The sequence below is a fragment of the Janthinobacterium sp. 64 genome, from assembly GCF_002813325.1.
Taxonomy (GTDB): Bacteria; Pseudomonadota; Gammaproteobacteria; order Burkholderiales; family Burkholderiaceae_D; genus Janthinobacterium.
The window spans coordinates 192920-218316 of the sequence record NZ_PHUG01000002.1 but is presented as its reverse complement, the minus strand read 5'-3'; the positions used below and the strand labels follow the sequence as shown (position 1 = coordinate 218316).

22 protein-coding genes are annotated in these 25397 nt (G+C 55.1%); 15 read left to right on the top strand and 7 right to left on the bottom strand.

Annotated features, from left to right (window positions below):
* Positions 1 to 1583 precede the first annotated feature (1583 nt).
* Together CLU91_RS27330 and CLU91_RS27325 are read right to left on the bottom strand one after the other, a co-directional pair.
* Complete coding sequence (locus CLU91_RS27330; RefSeq protein ID WP_100877060.1) at positions 1584 to 2585, bottom strand: ParB/RepB/Spo0J family partition protein; 1002 nt, start codon at positions 2583 to 2585, stop codon at positions 1584 to 1586.
* Complete coding sequence (locus CLU91_RS27325) at positions 2582 to 3628, bottom strand: ParA family protein (RefSeq protein ID WP_082654459.1); 1047 nt, start codon at positions 3626 to 3628, stop codon at positions 2582 to 2584. The genes CLU91_RS27330 and CLU91_RS27325 overlap by 4 nt, the downstream gene beginning before the upstream one ends.
* Positions 3629 to 5827: 2199 nt before the next feature.
* Between CLU91_RS27325 and CLU91_RS27315 the strand changes: the two genes are divergently transcribed.
* Positions 5828 to 7177, top strand: a complete 1350-nt coding sequence (locus CLU91_RS27315) for a replication initiation protein (RefSeq protein ID WP_157814865.1) — start codon at positions 5828 to 5830, stop codon at positions 7175 to 7177.
* A gap of 92 nt (positions 7178 to 7269) precedes the next feature.
* Here CLU91_RS27315 and CLU91_RS27310 read toward each other — a convergent pair whose 3' ends face one another.
* Positions 7270 to 7617, bottom strand: a complete 348-nt coding sequence (locus CLU91_RS27310; RefSeq protein ID WP_157814864.1) for a hypothetical protein — start codon at positions 7615 to 7617, stop codon at positions 7270 to 7272.
* On the bottom strand, positions 7604 to 8668 hold the full coding sequence (locus CLU91_RS27305) for a tyrosine-type recombinase/integrase (protein ID WP_100877056.1): 1065 nt from the start codon (positions 8666 to 8668) through the stop codon (positions 7604 to 7606). Before CLU91_RS27305 ends, CLU91_RS27310 begins: the two co-directional genes overlap by 14 nt.
* Positions 8669 to 9297: 629 nt before the next feature.
* On the opposite strand from CLU91_RS27305, the gene CLU91_RS27300 reads away from it, so the two are divergent.
* The 8 genes from CLU91_RS27300 to CLU91_RS27275 all read left to right on the top strand — a co-directional run bounded on the left by CLU91_RS27300 (position 9298) and on the right by CLU91_RS27275 (position 17545).
* A complete protein-coding gene (locus tag CLU91_RS27300) occupies positions 9298 to 10242 on the top strand; it encodes a site-specific integrase (RefSeq protein WP_100877055.1) in 945 nt (314 codons plus the stop codon).
* Positions 10243 to 10264: 22 nt separating this feature from the next.
* Positions 10265 to 11485: a DUF1173 family protein gene (locus CLU91_RS27295; RefSeq protein WP_100877054.1), complete on the top strand. Its 1221-nt coding sequence runs from the start codon at positions 10265 to 10267 to the stop codon at positions 11483 to 11485.
* Positions 11486 to 12012: 527 nt separating this feature from the next.
* On the top strand, positions 12013 to 12354 hold the full coding sequence (locus tag CLU91_RS28120; protein ID WP_157814862.1) for a hypothetical protein: 342 nt from the start codon (positions 12013 to 12015) through the stop codon (positions 12352 to 12354).
* 889 nt (positions 12355 to 13243) lie between these two features.
* On the top strand, positions 13244 to 13555 hold the full coding sequence (locus CLU91_RS27290; protein WP_100877053.1) for a hypothetical protein: 312 nt from the start codon (positions 13244 to 13246) through the stop codon (positions 13553 to 13555).
* A 702-nt stretch (positions 13556 to 14257) separates the two neighbouring features.
* Positions 14258 to 14818 (top strand): hypothetical protein, encoded by a 561-nt coding sequence (locus tag CLU91_RS27285; RefSeq protein WP_100877052.1) that lies wholly within the window; start codon positions 14258 to 14260, stop codon positions 14816 to 14818.
* 79 nt (positions 14819 to 14897) lie between these two features.
* On the top strand, positions 14898 to 15209 hold the full coding sequence (locus CLU91_RS28115) for a hypothetical protein (RefSeq protein WP_157814861.1): 312 nt from the start codon (positions 14898 to 14900) through the stop codon (positions 15207 to 15209).
* 65 nt (positions 15210 to 15274) lie between these two features.
* A complete protein-coding gene (locus tag CLU91_RS27280) occupies positions 15275 to 16300 on the top strand; it encodes a DUF7146 domain-containing protein (protein ID WP_232730972.1) in 1026 nt (341 codons plus the stop codon).
* A gap of 177 nt (positions 16301 to 16477) precedes the next feature.
* Positions 16478 to 17545 carry a DUF932 domain-containing protein gene (locus tag CLU91_RS27275; protein WP_100877051.1) on the top strand — a complete coding sequence of 356 codons (1068 nt, stop codon included), beginning with the start codon at positions 16478 to 16480 and terminating at the stop codon, positions 17543 to 17545.
* A gap of 229 nt (positions 17546 to 17774) precedes the next feature.
* On the opposite strand, the gene CLU91_RS27270 is transcribed toward CLU91_RS27275, so the two are convergent.
* The gene (locus CLU91_RS27270) at positions 17775 to 18467 is read right to left on the bottom strand and encodes a S24 family peptidase (RefSeq protein ID WP_157814860.1); all 693 of its coding nucleotides are present in this window, start codon (positions 18465 to 18467) and stop codon (positions 17775 to 17777) included.
* A 335-nt stretch (positions 18468 to 18802) separates the two neighbouring features.
* On the opposite strand from CLU91_RS27270, the gene CLU91_RS27265 reads away from it, so the two are divergent.
* From CLU91_RS27265 to CLU91_RS27245, 5 genes are read left to right on the top strand one after another with little or no spacing between them, the layout of a single operon-like run.
* The gene (locus CLU91_RS27265; RefSeq protein WP_157814859.1) at positions 18803 to 19129 is read left to right on the top strand and encodes a hypothetical protein; all 327 of its coding nucleotides are present in this window, start codon (positions 18803 to 18805) and stop codon (positions 19127 to 19129) included.
* Positions 19130 to 19141: 12 nt separating this feature from the next.
* The gene (locus CLU91_RS27260) at positions 19142 to 19783 is read left to right on the top strand and encodes a FlhC family transcriptional regulator (protein WP_100877048.1); all 642 of its coding nucleotides are present in this window, start codon (positions 19142 to 19144) and stop codon (positions 19781 to 19783) included.
* A 58-nt stretch (positions 19784 to 19841) separates the two neighbouring features.
* Positions 19842 to 21743 carry a MobH family relaxase gene (mobH, locus tag CLU91_RS27255; RefSeq protein ID WP_100877047.1) on the top strand — a complete coding sequence of 634 codons (1902 nt, stop codon included), beginning with the start codon at positions 19842 to 19844 and terminating at the stop codon, positions 21741 to 21743.
* Between the two features lie 4 nt (positions 21744 to 21747).
* The gene (traD, locus tag CLU91_RS27250) at positions 21748 to 23658 is read left to right on the top strand and encodes a conjugative transfer system coupling protein TraD (RefSeq protein ID WP_100877046.1); all 1911 of its coding nucleotides are present in this window, start codon (positions 21748 to 21750) and stop codon (positions 23656 to 23658) included.
* Positions 23655 to 24272: a DUF4400 domain-containing protein gene (locus tag CLU91_RS27245; RefSeq protein WP_100877045.1), complete on the top strand. Its 618-nt coding sequence runs from the start codon at positions 23655 to 23657 to the stop codon at positions 24270 to 24272. The genes traD and CLU91_RS27245 overlap by 4 nt, the downstream gene beginning before the upstream one ends.
* Positions 24273 to 24335: 63 nt before the next feature.
* Here CLU91_RS27245 and CLU91_RS27240 read toward each other — a convergent pair whose 3' ends face one another.
* On the bottom strand, positions 24336 to 24641 hold the full coding sequence (locus CLU91_RS27240; RefSeq protein WP_100877044.1) for a hypothetical protein: 306 nt from the start codon (positions 24639 to 24641) through the stop codon (positions 24336 to 24338).
* Positions 24642 to 24874: 233 nt separating this feature from the next.
* Positions 24875 to 25063, bottom strand: a complete 189-nt coding sequence (locus CLU91_RS28110; protein WP_157814857.1) for a hypothetical protein — start codon at positions 25061 to 25063, stop codon at positions 24875 to 24877.
* Between CLU91_RS28110 and CLU91_RS28105 the strand changes: the two genes are divergently transcribed.
* Positions 25062 to 25376, top strand: coding sequence for a hypothetical protein (locus tag CLU91_RS28105; RefSeq protein ID WP_157814856.1), 315 nt, complete (start codon positions 25062 to 25064; stop codon positions 25374 to 25376). The two genes, CLU91_RS28110 and CLU91_RS28105, sit on opposite strands and share 2 nt — an antisense overlap.
* Positions 25377 to 25397 lie beyond the last annotated feature (21 nt).

Here is a 25397-nt window from a genome sequence, read left to right as displayed (position 1 = left end):
GGCTCCCCGTAGAAGCTCCCTTTAAAAGAGCAATGCCTTGAACTGAGAGTAGGTCTGCAGACATGCCTCCGAACAAACAACAGAACAGCTGGCACAACAGGGTTGAAGAACATCTGGCTAGCGTGGCACCAAGTCACTTGTGCTCGAGTGGCCTGAGTGCCTTCTGTCGTGCCGCGTAGGCTAGAACCACAAGAGAATGCCAGGACTTGATAGCGGATAGATGACAGCAGACTGCGCAAGCCATACTAGCCACAATGCAGTTGACGTCTAGCCAGGTGAAAGACAAGGAATCTTCCCAGTCTAACGCCAGGTTGTCAGCACACTGTCAGAACGACTCCAGTCGTCTCGCCGCATCTATTCTATCCAGACAGCAGACAGTAGGGTAGTCAAACACTGACAGACATGTCGGAAATACCATATCGATGTCCTGAATGTACATTTCGTTATGGGGCGTCAGGCACTGATTGTTGCAGTATTTGCGGCCAGTATATTAGCGAAAACTTCTGCTCAACCGGCGGTGGGTGAGATTGTGGCGGCATCTTGGCAACCAAGAAACCTATACGCCGGCGATGGCCTAAATAATCAAGAAACCGTTCTTTGTATGCCAATCAATTCTGCAGCGTGAACAACTGGCAAAAGACGATACCAGCCAACTATCGCCGGCACGTCTCCAAAGCGATTTTCCTGTCAAGTTACCCACGCGGGTATTAGGTGAGCTTTATCAGGGACTACTTTTGATAGTCCCTGATAAAGCTCACCTTTAATGGATAAAAAATATCAGGTTGTTATTAGCTATCTGCGTAACAGCACCTCTACAGCTTCATGTAATGCTAAATACACCTGGAAAGCTATTGGTGGCCAGCATGCAACGGTTTCAGGAAGGATAAGAAGTGATGCTTGATCATGGAAATGATGTCTGTCAGTGAATCTACATTAGGAATGCATAGCGATGACATGGAATTGACTCCCTGCCACATCTCACCTTGAATGAAAATCCATGCTTCTAGAATAAGAGTGCTGTGATGGAAATGCACCTGGCACGTTGTACGGTATGGAGCGAGATGCTAGATAAAGCCATTCTCGGGGAGTGGTCCCTGTTCGATCTCACCATTCGCATCAAGGCTAGTTTTCTTACCTAGGCAAAAATAGCCCGCAGATGATCCTGGATGCGGTGTTGTTACGTCACAATCCACAGCGCTCCCCAATGCAGCTGAAATTGGCCATGCTTCTCCTGCATAATCTATGGATGTTGAATCGAGAGAAACTGGTACTGGCATTGCACAGCAACGAGCCATTTTTATGCAATGGTTGCCATGGTTGGATAAGATATGTGTGATCGAGTGGTCGATTGGATGTTTGGCTTCAGTTACGCCAACAACATTAGATTTATCGCCGTTCTCTTGAGACGGGTGGATATCGAAAACGTGGCAGATCTCTCGGCGTTTTATTCCACCAGAGTATCCGGATATGAGCAATCAACTTCCAAAAAAAAGCCTGGGGAATCCCAGGCTTTTGACGTATAACAGATCATGTTATTACTCAGTAATACTCTGTAAGTCATTGATTTAATTGAATTTATTAAATTATTCCGTTACTTCGTCAGCCATTTTTCTTAGCATTTCATCAATCTTTTGATGCACCATCGCAGCATCGATCGATCGGTCTGAAATACGCACGATGATGTCGCGGTCCTTCGCCTGTGTCAAATACCGCGGTGCACCTGACGAAGAAGGAATCAAGTGCTTCTGCGCCCGGGGAGGGCGGCTGGCGGCGTTAATTTGCTGTGTGACCCACACTTGTATCGATCCCTGGTCAGCGCCTTCCTTGAGGCGCTGGATGGCCTTCAGGATGACGTGGTGGTGGGTAGGATAAGTCTCCCACAGCGAATGGATCACTTTTGCCGCATGCGCGCCAAATAATCCGGGTTCTTCATCCAGCAGGCTGAGTACTTCGGCAGGCAGGTTGAGCATCGCCAGGCCATTGGAGACCTTGGCCTGAGAAACCAGGAACATCGCAGCGACTGCCTTTTGTGTGGTCGCATATTCCTTGCTCATCGCCTTGCGGAACATCAGTGCTTCTTCGTACTCGGTCGGAGGCGCGCCGGTGTTGTCGACCATGACGTCCAGTTCGGCTTCCCGATCCGTTCTCGAGACAACCAGGACGCGTGCCTGCTTCCAGCCGATGTTGATGGCAGCCTTTTTGCGCGTCTGGCCTTTGATGATTTCGTAGCGGCCGTTAGGCATCTGGCGTGCCGTAATGGGTGTGCTTTGTCCAGCGCTCAGGAACGACTGTGAAATTTCATCGATACGTTCCGGGTCATACTTCAACCGGGTTTGAAATGGGCTGTCGTCGAGCAGATCCAGATCAATCAGCTTCTCCACGCCGAGCGCATTCACCGGCGCTACAACCGCTGGGGTGTTAGCAGGCTGGGCGTTGTAAGCCACTTCAGCTGGTTGATCCTGGCGAATCTCTGCCGCTGGGGATTCTGCTGGGGTATCAAATGCAGTCGATGCGGTGATGCCGGCCTGCGGCACCAGACGGCCAGACTGAATCAGGCCGGATACTTTCAATGGTTTTCTGCTCATAATTTTTCCTGCCCTGGTAATGTCGTGCCAGCCAAGCGCAGGCCGTATAGTTTGATAAGCGACTTGGTTAAGTCGATGATGTCGCGTGCGCCCCCGCTATTGGGCTCTTTCTCCAGTACGGGGCCATTGCTACTGATGTTGTCGGGATCCGATTCGCGCAGGAAGCCGACAAAATCACGGATGATGGTGTCGTTGATCTTGCCAGGAAATTTCGGCAGTAGTTTTGACAGCTGGTACTGGTGCGGTGTTTTCGACGTATTGAACTGGTTCACCACAATGTGCACGTCCAAATGAATTCCTTGCCGCCCAAAAGCAGCATTGATTTCTTGTACGTTCGATGCGAGCACGTCGAGTGCTGCAATGGCCTGTCCTTCGGCTGTCACCACGGTCAGCAGGGTCTTGCAGGCAACCATGAACGTCGTGGCCAGGACGGATGTTCCTGGTGCGGAATCAATGATGATGACGTCGTACTGGCTGAAAAACTCGATCTCCGCCTCCAGCAAGCGTGTAAAAGCCTGCTCCCGGTTCATGGCGCCCATCAGCCAAGATTCGTCGACCATGGTGATGTCGCTTGGGATCAGATCCAGCATGCCATCAGGATAGATCGAGCGGATCGCCTTTTCTGGATGCGCACGCTGACCTTGCGAGGTGCGTTTCATCAGCTCGCCAATGTGCGTAATTTCTTCGTCAAGCCAGTTGATGCCATACAGGCTCGTCAGCGACGACTGTGGATCACCATCAATCAATAGTACGCGGTAGCCTGACAAGGCGATGCAGCTGGCGACGTTACCGCAAATGGTGGTCTTGCCGACGCCGCCCTTGGCCATGCGCGTGTCGATTACTGGTGGCAGTGTCAAAGGGCGTTTGGTATCTGGAGGAATATTCAGAAGTCCGAAGCGGATAGCGCGGATTTCAGCGGCACTGTAGAGCTTGTGCTTGTTGTCTGCTTGTTCACGATACCGTGTGCGAAACGTTTTTGGCGTACCGGTGAAGCCGCTCAATTCCATCGCTAGTTTCTGCTTTACACCTTCAAATGCGCGCATGTGGATCCCGTGGTGATGATTATTTCAATGATGATAGCGGGTTTCAATGTACTTTTCAATCGAACTTTTCCAAATAAAGGGAGATTGACGAAAATAAAGTCTATCGACAAGTTAAAAGGAATAGTCTCTTTTAAAAGCCTGGATGCGTTTTTCAGGCCTTCATGAGGGTGAAAATTGTCGTTATGGTATGTGAAAAGCGGATGTCCATGTCTGTACGACAGAATTTAATTGTTTTTCATTCAATAAATGCGATGAAGATACTCAAGGCCTGTTATAGGTGAGCTTGAACAGGGACCACGAACATAGCTCATGCATTGATTTATTGATAACTTAATAAGTGATCTATTGACCCAGGTACGTTTGGGGAGCTTTTACAGGGAGCGTTAGGAAAGGAAGTCGGTATATGGTGAGCCTTTACAGGGACATCAGGTCAAGCAAGCAAATATTCTCTGAATTCATAGCAAACTGTCTGTCCAGGTACTGGTCGGACGTGATCCGAGTGGATGAAAATTAGTCTGAAGCAGAGCGATCTGAAAACTTGGCGGGTATGTTAGTTTCCTTTTAGAAACTTTCGTAAAGCATTCTCCAGTAATCTTGATTCACACTCCCTGTAATACCTCACCTTTAGAATCCTGTCTGGATAACGTTTGCGATGAAAATATGTATCTACGGACTGACAGTATGTTGAAATTTGAGCTCAGAGGGATCATGCAGGAGCTTTTACAGGGACTAAGATTGATGAGACTCATTCTTTGTTTATTTATTAATCAATTGCTTAATTGGTAAAGATAGAATGTGTTTTTTGCAGAAAATGATGTTTTTATAACAATTTAACCCATACTTTTTCTCGCTATTTACCTATGGGGAGCTTCTACAGGGGCAGAGTAAGAGAGTGTTGCTATCGATCTATCATTTGTTAAAGAGATATGTCTCACATAGTATGTGGTCGCCAGATTAGTTTTGTTTATGGAAAGTTTTTTAGTGTCTTAATGTCGAAATCGAGTAGTCCATGTCCTGACGATGTTTTTTGTATGCGCTATGCATGCAAAGCTAGTACATTTGCTTGTATTGCATGGCTTATGTTCTTTATGAAGCGATATCATTGTTTTATAGCAAGTGAAATTTCTTGATTTTTTACTAAATTATCTCTATTTCTAGGCAGTTGAGTCATCGTTAAACGTTCATTGGGATATTTTTTTGCTTGAGAGGTTTTTTGATAAAGAACCCTTTTAAAACCTTAAATACAAATTAAGCGCGCGTAGACCGAGCATTCATGCGGCTTTCCGGGGGATTCGGTGAGCTTGGCCGGGGACAGGGGTGAGGCTGTACAGGGAGTTCGGTGAGTCGTGTCAGGGAGTGAATGTTTTTATGGTGAGACTGTACGGGTACCGAGGGGAGGGGATACGGTGACTGAAGGTCATCAAGGTGAGTTTTCACAGGGACAGTGTTTAAGAGGAGATGTGGATAACTTTTTCCCATCAGGCGCTGCTTCGGGTGGAGGCGGGTGAAGTGCTGTATGAGTTTAGGCTGTTCTTTTGCCGGGTACTACTGGCCAGCGGTGGTCTTGCGTTGTTACAGCAGTGGGCTGTCAGTTTTTTTGGGGAGGTTTTACAGGGAGTAGATTTGATTGCCGTTAGATAGAGGCCTTGGTATCGCCTCGAGATGTCTCTTGCAGGAGCTTCCACGGGGAGTGCTTTTGGTAGTGCTGGATATTTGTGGCGGTGTGCTGGCGTGCTATGGTCTTCAGGTGCCGTTTTTACGCGAAATAGGTCAATTTGGTCGAGTGGTATGTGGTTGAGGGCACTGCGAGGCGTCTACAGCGTCGATAGGTGAGATTGCACAGGGAGCATGAAGGACGTGATGGACGAAATTGCGTAGCTCTGGGTAGATTGCTGGTTCGATGGACGTGTCGATGCAATAGTACTGGACACAGCCAGCCATGCGGCTCTGGTGTCAGATGCTTGTTTATGTGGCTGTGATATCAGGTGAGCTTGCACAGGGAGCTTGTTAGTCAACGGTGCATGTCCGCAGTATGTGGTCCGATTTTAAGGTGAATTATTTTTCAAAAAAAAATCACTTTTTTTGGTGAAATTTCCTGTGCGAGCATGCAAAGGTGAGTCAATTCGCGTTATAGTTCGCACCATGTAAAGGCGAGTATGGGCATGTGGAGCCATGCTTTCTCGATGAAAGAGGATCGGCGTGGCAACGAGAAAACCCAAAGCAGCCAAGAATGGCGAACTGACATCACCATCGATGGAATTTCGCAAGACGAATGATGCGATCGGTCTGCGCGTGCGGGAAGGCAAGATGTCTTTGCTCACCCGTAAGGTGTTCAACGTCATGATGTATCACGCCCAGCAGCTGAAGGTCACGGGCGTCAATTCGCCGATCGATACGCCGGCGTCAAAAAAATACTTCTGGATTCGCTTGGCAGATCTGGCGCGTGATGCTGCCTACGATAGCAAAGACACCGAGTTCCTGAAGGCCCAGCTCGAAGAGATGCAAAACATCAAGCTGCTGATGGAAAATGACCGCCAGTGGACGTCCGAGCGCCTGGTCGCTTCGGTCACGCTGGTCAATCCGATGGGCTTGAAAAAGCATTCCGGGCAGGTCTGGTTTGGCTTTGCATTTCCACCGGAAGTGCATGAGCTGGTCATGGCCCCGGGAACTTACACGCGGTTCAGCATTTTCTACCAGGGCTTGCTGCGTTCCGGTTCGTCGCTCGCGCTGTATGAAATTTGCCGCCGCTATGCCACCAATCCATCCAAGGTCACGCTGATCGAGACGTATGAACACTGGTATGGTGCGCTGACCGGCAATCCTGTTTCCGCGGATGCGCCACCGCCGCAGTATAAATATTTCAAGCGCGATGTCATTCGGCCAGCGATGGCAGAGATCAATGCGCTCACGGATATCCAGGTTGAGCTCATCGAACACCGCGTGGGCCGGCGCGTCGAGCGCCTGCAGTTTCGCGTCGAGCATACCAAGCAGCCGCAGCTTGGTTTTGCAGCGCCGCCCGTCATCGATCTGGAACTGATGGGCAGCATCATGAAATTCGGTCTGACCCAGGTCGATGCAGCTGATGTGATGGCGCAGCATGGCGACGACAAGATCCGCAGCGCCGTGGCCTTTGTTCAGGCTCGGATTGATCACAAGAGTAGTGCGCCACTGGATTCTCCAGCTGCCTATTTCCGTTGGACGATGAAGCAGGGAGCTGATGCGGCGAAAAACTTGCAGCTCAAAAGCAGCGCGGCAAAAAATAGCGTCGCCAAGAAAGACAGCGGCACAACGGTATTGGAGAAGTTCCTCGCGGCGCGCGCGCAGGACGCGTATGACCTGTACAACGAACTCGATAACGCCGATCGCAACGCCATTTTTGAGCGCTTCAAGGATCAGAATACGAACACGGCCGTCAATCTGGACCGCGGCGTCGAGAACGTCCTGGCACGCTCGCTGTTTACCAACTGGTACGCCCAGGAGCTATGGGGTGAACCGACCATTGAGGCACTGGCGGCCTTCGTTGAACAGTTCAGCCTGGCACCACGCTAGCTTCGCGCGCAGGATCAGCTGCGGCGCCACTTTCGGTGTCTTGTTCGGCCTGCATATGCAAAGCAGCCCAGTGTCAGACCGCACCATGGACTTTATGTAGCCGACAGGTCGATGGTGATGCCGCGGATAAGTGCCGCGCGCAGCTGCGCTGCATGCTGTTCCCGGAAGGCGGCCGGCACCGTTCCTGGATCAGCTGTTTGCACGGCGAGCTGATTGCCTTGCAGCGTGGCGCGCAGCAGTAGCACACCGGCCGATGCCATCACCGTTCCCGACAGCATGTGTACTGGCAGGGCAGGTTGTTGCAGGACCTGGTCGGCAGCCGTCGCGGCGTGGTGGTTCGACGGATTCAATGGTAATGAGCGCAAATAGTCGACCGCTTTTGCAAGGGCGTTTTCTAGCTCGGTGATACGTTGTTCTGCCGCTGGATTAATCGGATGCATCGTGGCAGCTTTCAGAAGAGGGTGGTGGAGCATTGTTCAGATTGTTGCTGGACGTCGATTCTATCGTGCTTTGCTGTAGCCCGGAACGGCGGCACCATGCCGCATGGGCATGTGAAAAGCGCCGGGCAAACTCCATCCTGGAGTAGCCCATGTATTCCCGCACGGCGTCCAGGCCCAGTCCATCCTCGAGCAGGCTGGCGCCGTAGGAGTTGCGCAGGGTTTGCGGACTGACCCGTTCGCCGCCAGCCATTGTCCCCAGGTCCGCCAGCAGTTTTTTCGCACCGATGAATGCTCGTGCATAGTCGACCGGATGCTCCTTGTCCGAGGGCGCGCCGGGAAACATCAATCCTTCGCTTCCGCTCAACGCCAGCCATCGGTCAATCGCCGGCCAGGCAGCCGGATGCACCAGGGCCCGATGAGACGTCATGGTACCGCATTGCGGCGCAACGATAAACCGTTCGCGCCCATGTCCTACACAATTAACTGAGGTTATGTTGGCTTGACCAGGCTTAAACCCGGCGCCCAGCATCAACGCACACATCGCCTTGGCGCGGATGCGCACCAGGTTCTCCTGATCCTGCGGATCGCTGGTATCGCATAGCAGGGCAAACACGCGTACTCGTTCAGCTGGGAGCAGAAAGGGCATCGGCTTTTCGTCGGCAGGCTGGGTTGCCGGGCGGAAGGTCGCCTCGGTCGGATTGACGAAATCAGGATCGGCTTGCTGCAAGGCAGCGTAAGCGCGCCGCAGCAGTAGCGCATAGCGCTGGCGCGCTTCGACACGTTTGCATACATGCGCCTGATCCAGGAAGTGACGGATATCCTCTTCATCGGCCAGCACGATGCTTTTGCCGCGGAATGTCCGCAGGTGGGCAATGAAGATCGCCCACATCGACGTGTAGACCGCGATGGTCTTGGCGCTGAAGTTGTGACCTTCCTCGTACGCGTCTTTTTCAAGCCAGCGGTGAAAGGCTGTTTTTGGATCGGCGGCCCATAAGAGGCTCCTTTTGTAGACGGTGTTGGCCGCGCGTAAGCGCGGTGATCTGTTTGTCATAAGTTAACCTCAGTTAATTGCGCTAACGAAGGTATTGTATTATATTTTCATTGGCTGGCGGTTTTGGCCTATTAAGTCGGAGGTGTGCCTGGCCAACCCTTCTCGCTTCGTTTGGTCGGTGTTTGTATGAATCGGGCCGAAGGCGGTTCTACGATTTGCCGGTGGCGTCAATATGCAGGGACGCCTGCGCATGCGCAGGCGCGAGGGAGTGTGCACTTTCGCCTCTGGAGTGGTGTTGATGCGAAGGGTGCCCTGATATATGGCGGGTGCCTTGGCAAGTAAAGATACGCGCATCATCAGCTTCCCTGTGGATGTAGGGTGAGAACTAAGCGGACGCCAGATGGTGCTCGATATTAGTCCAGGCGCACACACGATCATCACAATGATCACTGTAGCGCAAACAATCGATGCATAGTGCATCCTCACGCGTAGCCGTGCGCATAGCATGCACTTTTGGTAGCGCTCCATATTGCCTGCAGCTGTGTTCCTGTCCCGCCATAGACAGATGCTGGCGGCTATGGCGCTGTGCGATGCTGATCCAAAAGCCTACTAAAAACGTGACGCTATTGGTTACTGACGGAAGGGATTGCGAGGCATGATGCTCTCAGCTGAATGATTGGGAGATTTACATGGACACCGCCTATGTCGCCGCATCAATTGATATGATTAAACGCGTGATGTCAGGGCAGACGTACGGGCAGGTTGGCGAAGCGTATACCTTGAAGCGGACGGCGATACAGCACCGAGTCCGGCTCATTGCGCGCGACCTGCAATCCATCGTCGGCGTGGTCGATGTGCCCGATTATGCCATTCCTACGGCGCGTATGCTGCGCGACAATCGCAGCGCCTACCTCGAGGCGCTGGAGCATTACACGCCGGAGCGCGCTTGTCACTCGCGCATGAAGAAATGCGTAGTGCCAGACGAGCAGGTCGATGCGCTAGCGCAGCAGCTTCGGCAGCATAGCCGAAATGCGCAACGCGATGTCGCGCTGCTGATGATCCTGTTCTCTACCGCAGCGAAGCCCCTGGAAATCGCCAGACTGGAAGTGCGCGACTATCTTGCATCGGACGGATCGGTGCGCGCGCAATCCATCATTCGGCCAGAGGTTGCCATCAACGGTACGCAACGGCCCGTGTATTTCTGCTGCGATGCAGTGAATATGGCAATTGACCTGTACCTTGTCCAAAGGATCTCGAAACACCAGGGAATCGGCGACGCCGAGCATTTCCGCGGGCTTGCTCCTTTCTCGAAGCTTTTTCTGCGCCCGGACGGCGAGAACATGCGGATCGTACAAAAGAAGACCAGCGCCGGAATACAATACTTGTGCAGCGATATCCTGCTTGCCTATAAACGTATTTTTAGCTTTGGGCCTTTCGTCGGCATCACGGCGATGAGTGCGCGCCGAACGATTGCACAGAAACTCGATACGCGTGGCGTTGGCTCCGCAGCCATCGGAACACTGCTGGGCGTCAGCGAGCGCGCTACCGTTAAGCGCTTGCTCGCGGCGGGCAACAACAGGGGCAATCCCAGTACAGTCGTACGGCATCGGACCGCTCTTGGGCAACATGCCTGACGGAGGTTGAGTGGACACTGCGATGTATCTGGTGAGAGGGCGGCGTATGGATGACAATGCCGCCGAACTGCAGCAGGCTCTGGCCGAGCTGCACGGCACCTCCGAGCGGCCACGTTGCCTGTGTATGCCTGGTGGTGTCGACATGTACATTGCAAGGATGGATCGCTGCTTACTCAAGCGCATGCCCGGCACCGGCCACAAGCACCATCCGTCCTGCAAATCGTTTGAGCCGGAATACAGCGACTCTGGGCTGGGTGAATTGATGGGTGAGGCGGTAGTCGACAATGGCGATGCGCTCACCGAAATCTATGTCAATTTTCCCCTCAAAAAGAGCTGCGGGATAGCCAGGCACCCGGTAAAAAAGACGGAGCCGGTCGACGTGAGTGTGGCAAAAAGGAAGATGTCGCTGCGCGCCGTCATGCATTATCTCTTCGACCGGGCCGGCTTCAATCGATGGTTGCCGGCGATGGAAGGCAAACGTAGCCAGGCCGTCATCCATAAATACCTCATGGAGGTGGCGGATAGTACCAGGATCAAAGGAAGACCGCTTTCGGAGCATTTATACGTGCCAGAGCAATTTAACGAACAGCGCAAAACAGAGATCGCCGAAAGGCGCCGCCGCAAATTCGGTTCCTTGACCAGTCATGTTGAAGAGGGATCAACCGGCATGGGGATCATCGTCGGTGAATTCAAATGCGTCGCAGATTCTGTAAATGGCAAAAAAATCGCCATAAAACACATGTCGGACGTACCGCTGTTCATTGACGAAAAGTCCTGGAAGAAAATTGAACACACCTTTGCCGCGACATTTTTGATGAAGGATGCCGATCCTGAGTCAGCATTGCGCATTATCCTGTGCGCACTGATCTATCCAAAGACTGAAGCGGCGTTCCTCATCCATGCGGTAAGTCTGATGACGACAACTGCAAACTGGATCCCCATTGAGGATGCACATGAGGCGCAGCTGGTACATGCACTCACCAGCGCACGCCGGCATTTTATGAAACCGCTGGCATATGACAGTACGCATGCAGCACGTTTCGCCACAGCGCTACTGCTCGATGCAGGGCCCATGCCCGTGCCTTTGCATACCATCAGCACCTTCTGGACCGAAAAATCTAAAGCCGAGAAGGCCGCGCAGCTGCGCGCGACTCCAGGCGCATGGGTATGGGTCTCCGACCAGCCTATGCCGCCGCTACCCGAGCCAATCAAAGGCCCACGCCCGGCGCGCTCCTCCATGTAGCTTCCTGTATAGACACCGCGCCGATACGGTTGTCGCGGATGAAGTCTTACCTCGACGTGCCAAATGCAAGGGGGAAACTTCTAAAATCAGGGTGCTTTTCGTCGAACTTGGCCATTTCCGCCGCTTGCATTGCGACGCGACCAGTGCAAAAATAGACATGCATATGTTGAGAATCGCTCTCAAGTTGCTCCGGTCCTTGTCCATCGCGGACTTATCACTGGATCTTGCCGCACCGTTGCGGCAGGCGTAGCGGTCGTTACCCGCCACTCTCATCGGTGCCTCTGGCACCGATACGTTGCCCTTGCAACAGTGAACTGGCCATTCATCTACCTGGCCAGGTCTTTTACATGAATAGCTCCACAGGTACTGGAAATTCCATGTACTGAGGCGCTCCTGTCTGGCGGCCAGTATCGCCACATCACCGACCAGCTTGCACGCAGATTGTCTACTTACATTTCATTCACTTGCGGGGATCCCGAAAACCCCGCCTGGGGCTTGGGTGACTCCGTCTTTTCTGGAGAACTATCATGTCCCATCGATACGATCTACTGCATCACGACCGTCCAATCTGTATTCTCGTTGGCGGTTCCGGCATTCTCCCTGCCTGCAAGGAGCAAGCTAGCCCGAACGTGATCCCGCAGGGCCAAGCACTGACGGCAGGCATTCAGCTGAGCCCAGCCAAGGCGCGCCTGCTTTCAGACTGGCCGCAGATGTCGCATACCTGCCGGCTCCTGGGTCCTGCACGGCACAGGGTCTCGGCGTACGCCATGGCACTCGCGTCACTTTTCCATGCATCGGTCAGCAAGCTGCCGCAATGGGCGATGCGCAGTCATCCATGCGTCAACCTGGCAAATAAACAGGGAGGCTGAGATGAGTACCGTAGTATTTGGCAACGGCGTTGAACCTGGAGGTATGCAGCTGGACGATGAGCGCTATCCAGGAGAGTGTCCCGGATGCGGTCATGAATGGGCACGCTACCGCTACTGGGAAAATGCCGACTCCGGGTCAATCAATCAGTATTGGAGCATTGACTGTCCCGCCTGCGGTTACTGTTTTCCCTATGGGGAGGAGTAACCAGTTCAACGGCTGCACCAGCCATTCGCCGGCGAGCTGCGTTCCAAGCCTGCCTGTGCAGTAAAGCATCGCGGCAGCTTGTGCTGTTTGCAGCAACTGGCTAATGTCAAGGATAGCGCATCTCACGCCTATGCTGCCGGACTACGTCCGGCGTGCAGGCGTGGCATGCGGCCAATGCAGATATCAGCCACGTGGCAAGCAGTCCATAGCCGCGTCACTATCAGAGCCTGCCGCTAGGCTTCCTGCGGCGCCAGGCCCGCCGAAAAACTATCCCAGGCTCAGCATGACCCAGTGATGGAACGCGATATCGCATAGTCACAGCCATGCGGTGAGCGGCAATCATTCACGGCCGCATGGCTGGAACTTATTGTTCAGCAACCACCCCACAACCCTAAGTACGGAGGAGGACATGAAACACCATTTTTTACCTTTCAATGGAACACATGAGCTAAGCACTGCCAGTTCGGCTGGCGCGCCTGGCGCATCGATTGAGCAGCTCGAGGCACTGCTTCCAGGTACGCGCGTCATGACCAGGGATGGCGCGCATTTCATTCGAACAAACAGAACGTGTTTTTGCTTCTGCGACCTCGCGACGGGGCACCTGTGTTCGGCAAAGGATCTTTGCTATGTGCACGGAGGGGTGCTGCAAGACGGCGCAGGGCATATGCATTAAGGAGCAATAAAATGGATGAGGTTCTGAGTATCACCATCAGATTGATTTATCAAGGCTATTGCCGCGCGCTGGGCATGCAATACGATGCACAGCACCGGTATGAACGCATGAGTGTTTTGCTATTTCGCGCTGAAGAAATCGGCTTTGACGACTACGCGCGCGGCAATAACCAGGTGCCGCGCCTATTCAGCTGCCAGGTTGAGCTGCGCGATGCCTGGCTGATGGGATTTGCCGAAGCAGCCATTCGCGACAGCGTGAATCAGCTAAGGAGCTCTTCGCAGTCGAGCCGGCAGTCCCATGAGGCTGACGTACAAAGACAGTAAGCAGGTACTGCTTCCGAGTGATGCGGAAGCTGGCAGTCTGCACGCCGACAGTGGCCGTTGCAGCGCGCGGCCATGACGATGTGGCACAGAGTGTTGACAACTACACCGGGAAAAGCGGCCACTATGGCCGCAACCGGCATCGCGGTGCCAGCATGCAGCGCGCTGCGCGCTCCATGGGTGCATTACCATTCCTTAACGTGAGTAGGTCAAGATATTGCCTTGGTGACCATACGTCAGCACGCAGATTCTGACCTGTCTGGTTCTCCCGTAATCGCAGTCGCGTGGACTATCCTATTGCAAACACACACGTACACGCACCGCCCGTACGCTTTTCGTCGCTCCGAATTTGACTTCACCAATGACGTGTCCTACATTACAAATAGTTCAGCAGCAGCTGGCCCTGCAAGCATCGGCGAGCCACCATATTTGCGCGCAGTGCCTTCACTTTGTCTTTCGATCGCTGTCGCGTCACCACTGTCCTCCTGTCGCCATCCTTTCCATCTTGAGGCCTTTCGTCGCGCCGCATCGCTGTTTCATGCGCGCGTCAAAAGGTTTGTAGGACGGTAGCTGGCAGCCCGTCATTGCGGTTCGCACCGCATCTCTAAGCCAGTCTTGTCATTGCCGGCTCCGCCGGTATTCTTTCACCCCCAGGGACAAACAATCCCGGGGGATTGATTGTCCCTCTTTTCATGGGAGGCAATCATGCATAGCACACCTACTCATTCCGGCCAGACACCCGAATCCGGCCGCAGCCTGTCACAGCCAGACATGTTTCAGATCGACCAAGGTAGCCAAAGCGATCTGAATAGTCAGGCATTGCTGCGATCCATTGATGCTGAAGCTGACGTACAGTGGGATGAACAAGCAGTGGTCGACCTGCACTGGCTGCTCCTGACGAAAATCGACGGGCTTCGCGATCCACTTGCACCATTGGAAGAGAAATTTGAGCTGCTGCGGTGGATCTTTACTGATCGTGAACACGACCGGATGCCCTTTTCCTTTGCCAGCTGCCTGGAAGTGGTGGGAACAAGTCCGCTTTCTCCTACTGCCTACTTCGGCAAGCTCTGCGCTGACGACATTCGCAGCTGGATTCTCAATCAGTTGAAGGCATGGTTCAGCACTTCGCTGCACCACTATCCGGCCTGGATACAGTCCGAAATCCTGCACCACCCTGACTGGGTTGCACACCAGCTGGAAAAAAATCCGCAATGGATCAACCAGCAGATCAAGCAATCTGCCGTCCAGAGTGACCTGTTCTCCTGACACATGGACACATCTCGGGGAGCAGGGCTCAGTCAAGCCAACAACCATTGCCATTTATTACGAATGAAAGGAGATGAATGTGAAAACTGCATCCAACTATGTCAATACAATCCGTAGCCGCATGCTTCGCGTCACAGCGATGGCGGATCTGTCGTATCTCGTCAAGGAATGGGAAGTGGTATCCGGACATTCAGGCCGGGATTTCTTTGTAGGGAGGCGCCGGGACATGGCCTTTGTGATCCATGCCGAAGGCAATGGCTTCGAGATCAGGAGAGTGGACAGCAGTGCGGCGAACGAAGTGCACTACGTGACGGACCAGCAAGCCGCCGAACACATCATCGGCAGCGCACTGCACGACGGCAAGCTGTTCACGCCAAGGCTCGCCGATTAACCCATTTCATCCACAAGCGGGGTGCAGACCCCGCCGGTCGCGCTTCGCTGCAGGGGTGCTGATCAATGGAGGAGATGATGAGGAAAGAGGAATTTGACGAAAGAATGCGCAGGATGCTGCCGCTGGCACATGGCCGGTGGACGTCGATCCTGGCGCAATGTGGCGTTGACGAGCGGCTGTTAAATCACCGCAATGGCCCGTGCCCCATCGCCGGCTGTGGCGGCAGAGATCGTTTTCAGTACACCGATAAGTTTGGTGAAGGAAACTATTTTTGCCGGCACTGCGGCGCCGGCGGCGGCTTCAAGCTGCTACAGCATTGGCTACGCATCAGCGCTGGTGAGACATTACGCACCGTCGAGCGCGTGCTCAACGTGCTTCCCGAAGAAGCTCCCGGTGGAGCAGCGCAACGGGCGGTCCACGATACCCGGCGAAGCCGGAACAAAGTCTGGAGCGAAACCATACCGATCCGGACAGGTGACGAGGTTGACCGCTACCTGGCCAATCGCGGCATCGCCCTGGAGCACTATCCAGCGACGCTGCGTTTGCACCCAGCGCTGCCGTATTTTGTGAGGGACGGTGCGGCAGGCAAGTACGTGCATGTCGCCGATTTCCCGGCTATGGTGGCCTGCCTGCAGGGAAAGGATGGCGGTATCGTGGCTTTACACCGCACCTACTTGAAAAATGGTGCGAAAGCCCCTGTCGACGAACCGAAAAAGTTGCTGGGCGATGCCTGGTTCGGCTCAGCGGTCCGCCTGGGAGAGCCCACGACTGAATTGTCGGTGTCGGAAGGCATCGAGAATGGCATTGCGGTGCTCAAGCGCACCGGACCACCAGTCTGGCCGGCGCTGACGGCCGGCAACCTGGAGCAGATATGGATCCCTGATTCGGTCATCAAGCTGCGAATTTACGCCGACAACGATGCAGATAGCTGCTTTGATGGCCAGGCATCGGCCTACTTCCTGGCGCGGCGCTTGAAAAAGGCTCGCCGTACGACGCCCATCGAAGTGGAGGTGTTTGTTCCCAAAGCACCAGGATCTGACTGGACGAATGTGTTTGCAGCCACATTGTGCTGCAACAGCAAGGCAGCGTGATCCTCCGATAGGATTCTTACCGGAACGTAAAGTATCACGTCTGCTGCAGGCGCCACCGGCAATGCCGGCGGGCGAATGGACGCCGCACAATGCGTCCAAGTAATTGACTACTTTCTATTGTCACCCTGCGGGGATGTTCCCGCCCGGGTGCATCTCCGCCTTTTTTAGGAGATCATCATGAGAGAAGGCCGCACCCTGAAAAATCTAGCTGTTGAACTTGAACGTCAGCTGGCCAGCAAGAAAGACCTGATCGTACCGTCGATGAAGATGCGCCTGTCCACCAGCATGACTGGACAATGCACTTTATTGATTGACGAATCCGATGGCGCGCACGAATATCCCGTCAATGCGTTCGCTTTGCGCCAGATCGCCGATAAACATGCGATTCCGCATGGCTACTTTGAACGCATGCGTCAGGACAAGCCCGTGCTGCTCGACCGCAACGTGAATACCTGGCTGCACGCACAACCCCATATCAACCGTCTAGTACGCACGCTCGATGGCAGGGCACGTGCATTCCTGACCGATCGGTATCGCCGCATCGACCACTGGGATTTGGCAAACTACATTTTACCGATCCTCGACCGCTTGCCTGGCGCACGCCTTGAATCGCTGGAACTAACGGAGTCACGGCTGTACCTGAAAGTAGTGACCAGCAAGATCTGCTGCGAAGTCGCCCCTGGCGACGTGATACAGGCGGGTGTTGTGGTGAGCAATTCGGAAATAGGCAGCGCCAAATTGCGTGTCGAGCCACTCATCTATCGCCTGGTGTGCAAGAACGGCCTGATTGCAGCAGATCGCTCGATGCGCAAGACGCACCTGGGACGTAAGATGATCAGCGAAGAGGATCATGTGATCGTATTTCAGGACGACACCTTGAAGGCCCACGACCATGCTCTATTCCTGAAGGTACGGGACATGGTCGAAGCAGCAGTCTCGGCAGCGACCTTCCAGCTGATCTCCGCCAAAATGCAGAAGACCATGGGCATCAAATTGACCGGCGACCCCGTCAGATCGGTGGAGGTACTGGCCAAACGGTTTTCCTTGAATGATGATGAGCGTGGCGGGGTATTGCGTTATTTGGTTGAAGGCGGCTCGCTATCCGGCTATGGACTTGTCAACGCCGTAACGGGCTACTCGCAAGAAATTGCCGACTATGACCGCGCTACTGCATTTGAGGAATTCGGCGGGCATATGCTCGATTTCGAACCGCCTGAGTGGAAAGCCATTGCGGCTGCAGCTTAACCGCACCTATCTGCGCGATAACAATTCTTCTTGTTATCGCGCAGTACTCTCGTCCCGCTGCCAGGATATCCACGTCCGCTTTGTCTGCTAGCACCAAGATAAACCATGGTGGCCGCCACCGAGGTGCATGGTCGGCACGTGGACGCACACTATCCTCCGCACCGCCAGCGAATGCGGTTCCCCCAGCTCGTCTGCGCAGGCCCCCACTCTGTCTGGGCCGCCGGGCGGTTCAGAAGTGCACTGGATTGAACACCAGTTTTACTTTTCCCATGACCGTCAAGCCAGCCAAGGGACGCGGGATGCTAATCGGCGCATAGCGCGTGTTCTCGCATCGCAACAGAAGATCGCGTCCGAGCTGCACGTCAACGTGCCGCACCAGCATCCGCCCCAGATAGTCGAGCACATAGGTACCGTTGACATCCGTAGGCGTGTCGATCATGTCAAAAAAAACGGCGGCGCCTGGATTAATCAAGGGCGCCATATCATCGCCCGCCATCACATGCACCTGCCATTCGTGCAAGTTAGAGGTAGTTTCAGCAATCAGGGTCCCGATCCAGTCTGGGCGCTTCTGACGCTCGCCGGCTAAGTGTTCGGAGACACCTTCTGCCAGGTCATCAAATAGAAAAGCAGTGCGGTGTTTGGTCAGTCCGAGCAACCAGTTCGCGTCCACGCCGAACTGAATGCATAAGATGGCCAGCGATCGCAAGTCCGGCAGGCCAGGCATTCCCGGCTCAATCCAGCGGCTGACCGTCTGCAGCGCGCGGCCAGTAATGTCCCTCAGAAAACGTTGACGTTGTGTCACAGGAATATTCAATTTTGCAAGCTCGACACCTAACCTGTTGCGAAAACCTGGCACGAGATCAATCTCGACAGTGCTTGCTGTCTCTTTTGACAACGGTACAATTTTTTTCAGCGTATTCATTTTAGTGCTACTCCCCAGAGTCAAAAATCGCGGAGCCAATTTATTTGTAAGGCATTTGCAGCAGTTGCTATTTCATTCCATCACTAAATACATGTCACATTTCGAGAGCTACCACAAAAATAATTATAATCAAGTCGCACCTCCCATATTCTCTCTCTCCTATCAAAAGAAGCATCTGCTATTGACTCCACGTTTTTCGTGGTGTAGCCTAAAAATTAAATAGCCGCACGAATTATTCATCGCAAATAATTTAATAGATGAGATTGCTAATTTTTCTGGCAGCCACCAAAGTTATTACCTTTTTCAGTTTCAATATGGAAAAATTGAGGACGACCATGGATAACGACCACGTTTTTAATAGTGTGCAATGGATGAATTTTCAGTTATTGACGCTCATTCATTCCAACCTCAAAACCAACCCTGCGGCGACTGCCTACAGCTTCAGGCTCACGAAGGAACAGTGCACGCGCTTGCTCAAGATGAGTTTCACGGACATCCAGACCATCGCCGCCAACATGACGGGGGAAAGCCTGTTCTTGCCGCGTGACGACCTGCTTCAGCTGCTCGATGCCCCAGCAGGGCTGGCCAGCATCCTGTCTGCGGTACGCAAGCATGTGCCGCCCGGCAGCAGGATGGAGCCGGGCATGGCGATGTCTTCATGAAGGAGGTGCGTCATGGGCCATATTCAGGTGAATCGCCATATCAACGCGTTTATTCTTGCCGATACCTGTGCGCAGTTGGGCGCCACCATTGGCACCGCATCCTGTGTCAGCGGGTTGAGCATGACCGTCCTGCGCCGTCTCTTGTACGACCAGTCCGGCGAGCGGCGGGGGAGGGGAATTGCTTCGGCGATTTTCTGGTATGAACGGACGAACAATATGGCCAAGGCAGACGCCTGCATGTTTGCCGCCATTTTCATGCAGGTCTGTGAACTCAATGACTTTGGAGCAAGCTATACGCCAGGCAATGCGTTAATTGATAGTTTCAAATTGTATTCAGAACGATGCCGACGTGATCCATATGTATCGATTGACCGTGCATTTTTATTGGCCTGCCACTTAAAAGGCATCTGGACGCAGCGTTCGCCATCGCTGCTACTGAAAACATGTCGTCACTGTACCTCTCAATATATTGTCCATCGAAAAAATGTAATGAGTTGCAATAATCCATGCGTCTTCTGCCATCTGGTCAAAGCCTATGCGACAGATCCGCGCATTCGCCGGCATTTCCCACAACCGGTTCCGCCCAATGCCCTGCAGGCGCAGCAGCCGGATCTCGCGGCGGAATATGCCCTTCGGCGCACCGGCCATGCCTAGCCCTCAGAACAGATCGCTCCCATGGACAACGGCCCCATGCTGATGCAAGAAGGAACCAATGATCATGCACCTGCCCGCCTGGCTCCAATCGATCTTGCGCCGTGATCCGCGCTGCGGCACGGCAGCGCAATGGGGAACTACTCCGCAACAGCATCCCAAACAGAGCATTGCTGATCCGCACCGCCAGCATGAGGGCATGGCCATGCGTTCCGCAGAGGAGATCATGCAGAGCCAGCATGCGTTCATTCAACGCATCAAATTGTCATATGGCAGTGATCACGAAACATTCCAGAGAGAACTCATTCCACCGATCCGGAAGTTCGTCGACTATGTACTCGACTTGCCAGCGACGCCGAATCAGCACTTCTGCGCAAGCGGGGGGATGGTCGACCTGGGATTGAGGACGGCGTTCTTTGCGCTGCAGGCCACCGATGACCAGATTTTTGAAGGGCGCGCGACCATTACGGCCCGGCGACACCTGGAGCCGCGATGGCGGCGGGCCACGTTTATCGCCGGTCTGTGCGCTGACCTGTACCGTACACTGAGCCATATCAGAGTCTGCGATGAGCATGGCGAGCAATGGCAGCCCTTCCTCATGCCGTTGGCACAGTGGGCCGCACGGCGCAAGGCAAGACACCTGGTGGTGCGCTGGGAACCCGGCATGCAGGAAACACGCTCCGCGGGCCTGTTTGCACTGCCGATGATCATCACCCCGGAGACCATGGCGTATCTGGCAGAGGGTAACAGCGTGGTGGTGCCGCACATGCTCGCCGCGATCAGCGGCAGCACGACACGGCAGCAGCACAACTTGCTCGACGAGCTGGTACGCCGGGCCGCCGCCTTTGTCATCGATAGGGATCTGCAAGAAAGCGCCCGAGTACAAGGGGTTTTGAAACCCGCGCTGCATCTGGGCCGCTATTTTCTCGACACCATGAAGGAGCTGGTCGACGCGCATCCCGGATGGGTACCCAATGGCGAGAAATCGCGCGTTTGGTTCGGCCCTGACGGGGTGTTCATCATCTGGCCAAACGCGGTTGCCGACATCCTCAAGGTCCTGGAGGAAGCATTGCTGCCGGGGCTGCCCCAATCGGCCAGCGAAGTATTGGACATCCTGCTGGCCAATGGCATCGCGCAGCCGCAGGACGAAGTGCAGCTCACCTGGCTAATCAAACCACCCAACGTGGTCAGCGCGCTGGAGGCGGTCAAGCTCGATAGCCCGGGCTTGCTTTTCGAAGGCATGGTGCCGCAACCGGTGCCGCTGGCGATCCCATTGATGGTGATGGCCAAAACTTCCCGTCCGCCTGCGCCACCCGCGCCCGAGCCCTCTCCGGGCGTGGCGCAACGATCAGCACAGCGTCCGAAACCGTCTCCATCGAGTGCGACGAAGGCCAGTGCGCCAGTTCTCCATTTACGGCTCGCCGCTGATAACACGGCACCCACGCCGGCGCCCGTGGTGCCAATCACATCTGGAAATAAAACAGCCGGCGAGGAGGATTTGTTATCCGGGATCGAGCCCGGCAGAGAAAATGTTCCGGAGGGTATGGACGACATGCCGCCGCCAGCCGGGACAGTGGAGGCAATGCCTGCCGGTCAGAATGACTTGCCGGGGCGGGAGATCGAGGTGTTGTCTTTCGCCGCGCCCATGCGCATGCACCCGGCGCTGGTGAAAGCGCTGGCCGACGTCCTCCATACCCTGAACTTGCCGGTCTCGCGGATGGCCTGTTCGACCACCTCGGAGGGAATTTTCGTTCCGCTCGGTGAGCTGGCGCAACGCCAGATCGATATACAGACCGCCATCCGCAGCATGACAGAACTCGGCATGCTGGTACGCCAGCGTGGCAAGGGGGCAACCACCGACTTGCCATTTCGCGGCAAGACCGTTCCAGGCGTGGTCCTCAAGCCGGCATACGTCAACGGACTGCATGTCGAGGATTTCAACGATCCTGGCGCCGAGGAGTGACCCCATGCTGCTGCGCAAATACGAAATGCCGTGGCGCCGGCCGTCGGAGCTGCTGGCAAGCGCGGCATGGACGGCCGCAGCGGCGGCCTTCGTCTACCTGACACCGGATGGCATGCCAGTCAAACTGGGCCTGTGTTCTGCCGCGGCCTCGTTGCTCATGGCCTCTATCCGCATGCGGCAGGGCCTGCATATCGTCAAAGTACGCGCCGCCCTGTCAGGGCGCGCCATGGAAATGATCAGTACCAGGACCTTGGCAAAATACATCCAGCAGGACGACCAGCTTTTCCTGGGCTTTGGTTTCGAATGGACGCCGGTGCATTCGCAGCGCCTCTACGAGCTGTCGAAGATCGACTACAAGGACTACCTGATCTCGCCGCTGGTGCAGAAGGTGCTGGGCTATGCGATTGGACGCAGTTATGTGATCCAGCCGCAGCCCGATGCCGAGATCGGCCTGCCGATACTGCATGGCGTCAGTCCCGTGGAACAACCACTGTACCGGCCGCTGCAAAACTTCGAGGGTGGCACGGTCATCGTCGGCACCACGCAGGCTGGCAAGGGCGTCATGCTGGGCAACTTGCTGACCCAGGCCATCAAACGCGGTGATGTCGTGATCATCCTCGATCCAAAAAATTCCAAGCGCCTCAAGCGCATTGTGATGCAAGCCTGCCACGACTATCGCGATCCAGACACCTTTCTCTGGTTTCATCCCGCTTTTCCAGAAAAAAGCGCTCGTATCGACTTCACGTTCAACTGGCAGAAGCCAACCGAGATCGCCTCGCGCCTGGAATCGATCTTGCCACCCGATACGGCCGGCGCCTTCACGGCATTTGCCTGGAACGCCGTCAATGTGGTGTGCCAGGGCATGGTCACCCTGGAACGGCGTCCAAATTTGATGAAGCTAATGCGCTACATCGAGGGCGGGATCGAACCGATCCTGGAAGCCTGCTTACGGCGGCACTACCAGACCTTGTTCGGCGCCGGCTGGCGCAGCCGGCCGGACATGGCGCATCTGCTAGACAAATCCAGCCGTGGCCTGATCAAAGCGCCGAGCCCGTCTGCCAGTGCCGACCTGCTGGCGTTCGTCGCCTACTATGAGCTGCTCCTGCCGGAAGCGCAGCACGACAAGGTCATTGACTCCCAGGTCGGCGTCTTTCGCCACAACCGCGAGCACTACCAGAAGATTACCGCCAACCTGCTGCCGATCCTGTCCATGCTCACCTCGGGCGACCTGGGCAAGTCGCTCTCGCCGAATCCCTTTGATCCCGATGACGAGCGGCCAATCATGAATTTCGAGAAGATCGAACGGGGAGGGCATGTCCTCCTGATGTGCCTGGACTCGCTGCCAGATCCCTCTGTTGCCAGTGCGATCGGCGCCCTGGCACTGGCCGATCTGGCAGCGCGCTCAGGCATGCGCTACAACCTGGGCGGCTATCGCCGCATCACCCTGGCGGCGGACGAAGTGTCCAACGTGATCAATCAGCCGCTCATCGAGATACTCAACAAAGGCGCCGAGGGTGGCATCTATTCGATCGTGGCGATGCAAACCATTTCGGACCTGGTGAACCGCCTGGGTAGCCAGGATGCGGCCAGGATGGCACTGGGCAACCTGAACAACTTGATCGCTTTCCGCTCCAAGGATCAGCCGACGCAGGAATTCATCTGCGAGACGTTTGGAAAAACCGGTATCCACAGCATGAAAGTGGGGCGCAACACCGCCTCCGATGGGCACCTCTCCGATTTCACTTCCGTGACGTCGCAGCAGGTGACGGAGGAACTGGACGACGCGATTCCGCCTTCGATGCTGGGGAAACTGCCCAATTTGCAGTATTTTGCCTCTGTTTCCGGAGGCCGGCTGATCAAGGGACGCTGCACGCTGCTCGATCCGGGCCCTGAAGATGCAGAGGAGGCCGCATGATTATCCGCATTGTTGCCGCGGTGTCATTGTGTCTGATGCTGGTTTTGGTGCTATATCTTCCGGCAGCCTATACCACGGCGCAATTCCTGCAGCAGATCCGCGTGGAGCATGCTGTCTGCACCCAGTACTGGGAAGGTGGTGCTGCGGCACGCATCTTGGAGCGGACCTTTGCGTTCGTTGAAAGCAAGCCGACGCGCGCGCCGCTCATTATCCAGGACAAGCCGCCAGCATCGCCCTCCGCTGCCGTGACGCTGGAAGTGGCAAAAGTCGGCACCCGCATGTTCGACAACGCCTACATCCGTTCGCTCAACGGACTCTTCGCCCTGGGCGCCTATCGCCTTGCGACACTGATCGAATGGCTGCCCCCGTTCGGGATACTGCTTGGCGCCGCCAGCATCGACGGCATCATCCGCCGCTCGGTCAAAAAACATGAATTCATGCGGCACAGCCCGGAAATCGTCAGCCTGTCCGCCTGTCTGATGATCATGACCGCATGCGCCATGGTGCTCATGCTGGTCATTCCCTGGACCCAGCACCCGGCTGTGCTGCCTGCCATGTTCGTCCTCATCAGCATCTTGATGAATCTTGGCATCGCCAACTATGCCAAGGCGTAAGGCTTACCCTGCTCATCGACTGTAACTATTGCGCCGCCGACTAACCTGGCAGCCAGAATCAAACTATTCAATGCCGGCGTCCATCACAGTATCGAAATCTGCCTCAGGGCCAACGTGCTGTCGCTCTGGATTCCCAGTAAATAGCAGTCGCGCGCGGCCTTCAAGCACATGGCGCTGGACTTCCTGACGTTCGGCAATGCCTACGTGGACGACCTGCCCGGCGGTCGCGCCAATGCGCAGGCCAAGTACATGCGGCGCGGCGGCGACCTCGATACCGATTACTTCATCGACGGCGACCAAGCCATGCCTGAGTTCGCCAAGGGCCGCGTGTTTCACCTGATGGAACCGGATGATAACCAAGAGCGGCATGGCGCGCTGCGATCGCCTGGTTCAACGACGCGGCGCCCCTGTTCCACCGCAAGTATGGCAAGGACGGTTCGCAGCCGGTCGGTGCTCCGCTTTCCTATGCCGGCGCCAACACCCAGGACGTGGACATTTTGCGCCAGGCCACCTACGACAGCAAGGGACAGGGCAATTTCCGCAAGCTGTTCATGTATGCGCCGAACGGCAAAAAAGGACGGCATCTAGATTCTGCTGGTGTCCTAGGTGGCCGCCAAGGACGACTTTTTCAACATCAAGTGCGTCACGTGCGATGACCAGCCAGGCGCGCACCGCCACAACTGATGGGCATCTTGCCCAACAATGCCGGCGGCTTCGGCGTGGTGGAACCTGCCACGCGCGTCTTCGCGCGCAATGAGCGGCCACAGCGACAGCAGCGACAGCAGCGACATGATCATCTATGCAGAGCAAGCGCACGGCATGGCCGCCGTACGCCATCATTCGGCGCTGCTTGCTGACTTCTGCTGCCAATTCTATGACGAAGCGGTAGCGCACGAGTTGCTGTTCCGCAGCGTTGACTGCCGTGACGACTACGTGAAGAAGCCGGCGACTAAGACCCACGCTGGCCGTTCAGGAGGAATGCCCGGCAGCAAGAATCGGCATACTGGCTGCTATGATCCAGCCGCGCCAGAGTCCCCGCAATCTCCGCATAAGCAGTCTACGACACAGCTTCTTCACACTCTGCTCATTGATATAGCGAATTAAGCAATGCGCAAGCCAAGTTGG

Bases quoted from the DNA above. Each gene is read 5' to 3' on its own strand.
- mobH (WP_100877047.1), top strand. From the start codon at position 19,842: ATGATCATGCACCTGCCCGCCTGGCTCCAATCGATCTTGCGCCGTGAT.
- CLU91_RS27290 (WP_100877053.1), top strand. From the start codon at position 13,244: ATGGATGAGGTTCTGAGTATCACCATCAGATTGATTTATCAAGGCTAT.
- CLU91_RS27300 (WP_100877055.1), top strand. From the start codon at position 9,298: ATGGACACCGCCTATGTCGCCGCATCAATTGATATGATTAAACGCGTG.
- CLU91_RS27285 (WP_100877052.1), top strand. From the start codon at position 14,258: ATGCATAGCACACCTACTCATTCCGGCCAGACACCCGAATCCGGCCGC.
- CLU91_RS27325 (WP_082654459.1), bottom strand. From the start codon at position 3,628: ATGCGCGCATTTGAAGGTGTAAAGCAGAAACTAGCGATGGAATTGAGC.
- CLU91_RS27295 (WP_100877054.1), top strand. From the start codon at position 10,265: ATGTATCTGGTGAGAGGGCGGCGTATGGATGACAATGCCGCCGAACTG.
- CLU91_RS27310 (WP_157814864.1), bottom strand. From the start codon at position 7,617: ATGCATCCGATTAATCCAGCGGCAGAACAACGTATCACCGAGCTAGAA.
- CLU91_RS27275 (WP_100877051.1), top strand. From the start codon at position 16,478: ATGAGAGAAGGCCGCACCCTGAAAAATCTAGCTGTTGAACTTGAACGT.
- CLU91_RS27270 (WP_157814860.1), bottom strand. From the start codon at position 18,467: ATGAATACGCTGAAAAAAATTGTACCGTTGTCAAAAGAGACAGCAAGC.
- CLU91_RS27280 (WP_232730972.1), top strand. From the start codon at position 15,275: ATGGAGGAGATGATGAGGAAAGAGGAATTTGACGAAAGAATGCGCAGG.
- CLU91_RS28110 (WP_157814857.1), bottom strand. From the start codon at position 25,063: ATGTCGCTGCTGTCGCTGCTGTCGCTGTGGCCGCTCATTGCGCGCGAA.
- CLU91_RS27265 (WP_157814859.1), top strand. From the start codon at position 18,803: ATGGATAACGACCACGTTTTTAATAGTGTGCAATGGATGAATTTTCAG.
- traD (WP_100877046.1), top strand. From the start codon at position 21,748: ATGCTGCTGCGCAAATACGAAATGCCGTGGCGCCGGCCGTCGGAGCTG.
- CLU91_RS27305 (WP_100877056.1), bottom strand. From the start codon at position 8,668: ATGACAAACAGATCACCGCGCTTACGCGCGGCCAACACCGTCTACAAA.
- CLU91_RS28120 (WP_157814862.1), top strand. From the start codon at position 12,013: ATGTCCCATCGATACGATCTACTGCATCACGACCGTCCAATCTGTATT.
- CLU91_RS27260 (WP_100877048.1), top strand. From the start codon at position 19,142: ATGGGCCATATTCAGGTGAATCGCCATATCAACGCGTTTATTCTTGCC.
- CLU91_RS27240 (WP_100877044.1), bottom strand. From the start codon at position 24,641: ATGCCGCTCTTGGTTATCATCCGGTTCCATCAGGTGAAACACGCGGCC.
- CLU91_RS28105 (WP_157814856.1), top strand. From the start codon at position 25,062: ATGATCATCTATGCAGAGCAAGCGCACGGCATGGCCGCCGTACGCCAT.
- CLU91_RS27245 (WP_100877045.1), top strand. From the start codon at position 23,655: ATGATTATCCGCATTGTTGCCGCGGTGTCATTGTGTCTGATGCTGGTT.
- CLU91_RS27330 (WP_100877060.1), bottom strand. From the start codon at position 2,585: ATGAGCAGAAAACCATTGAAAGTATCCGGCCTGATTCAGTCTGGCCGT.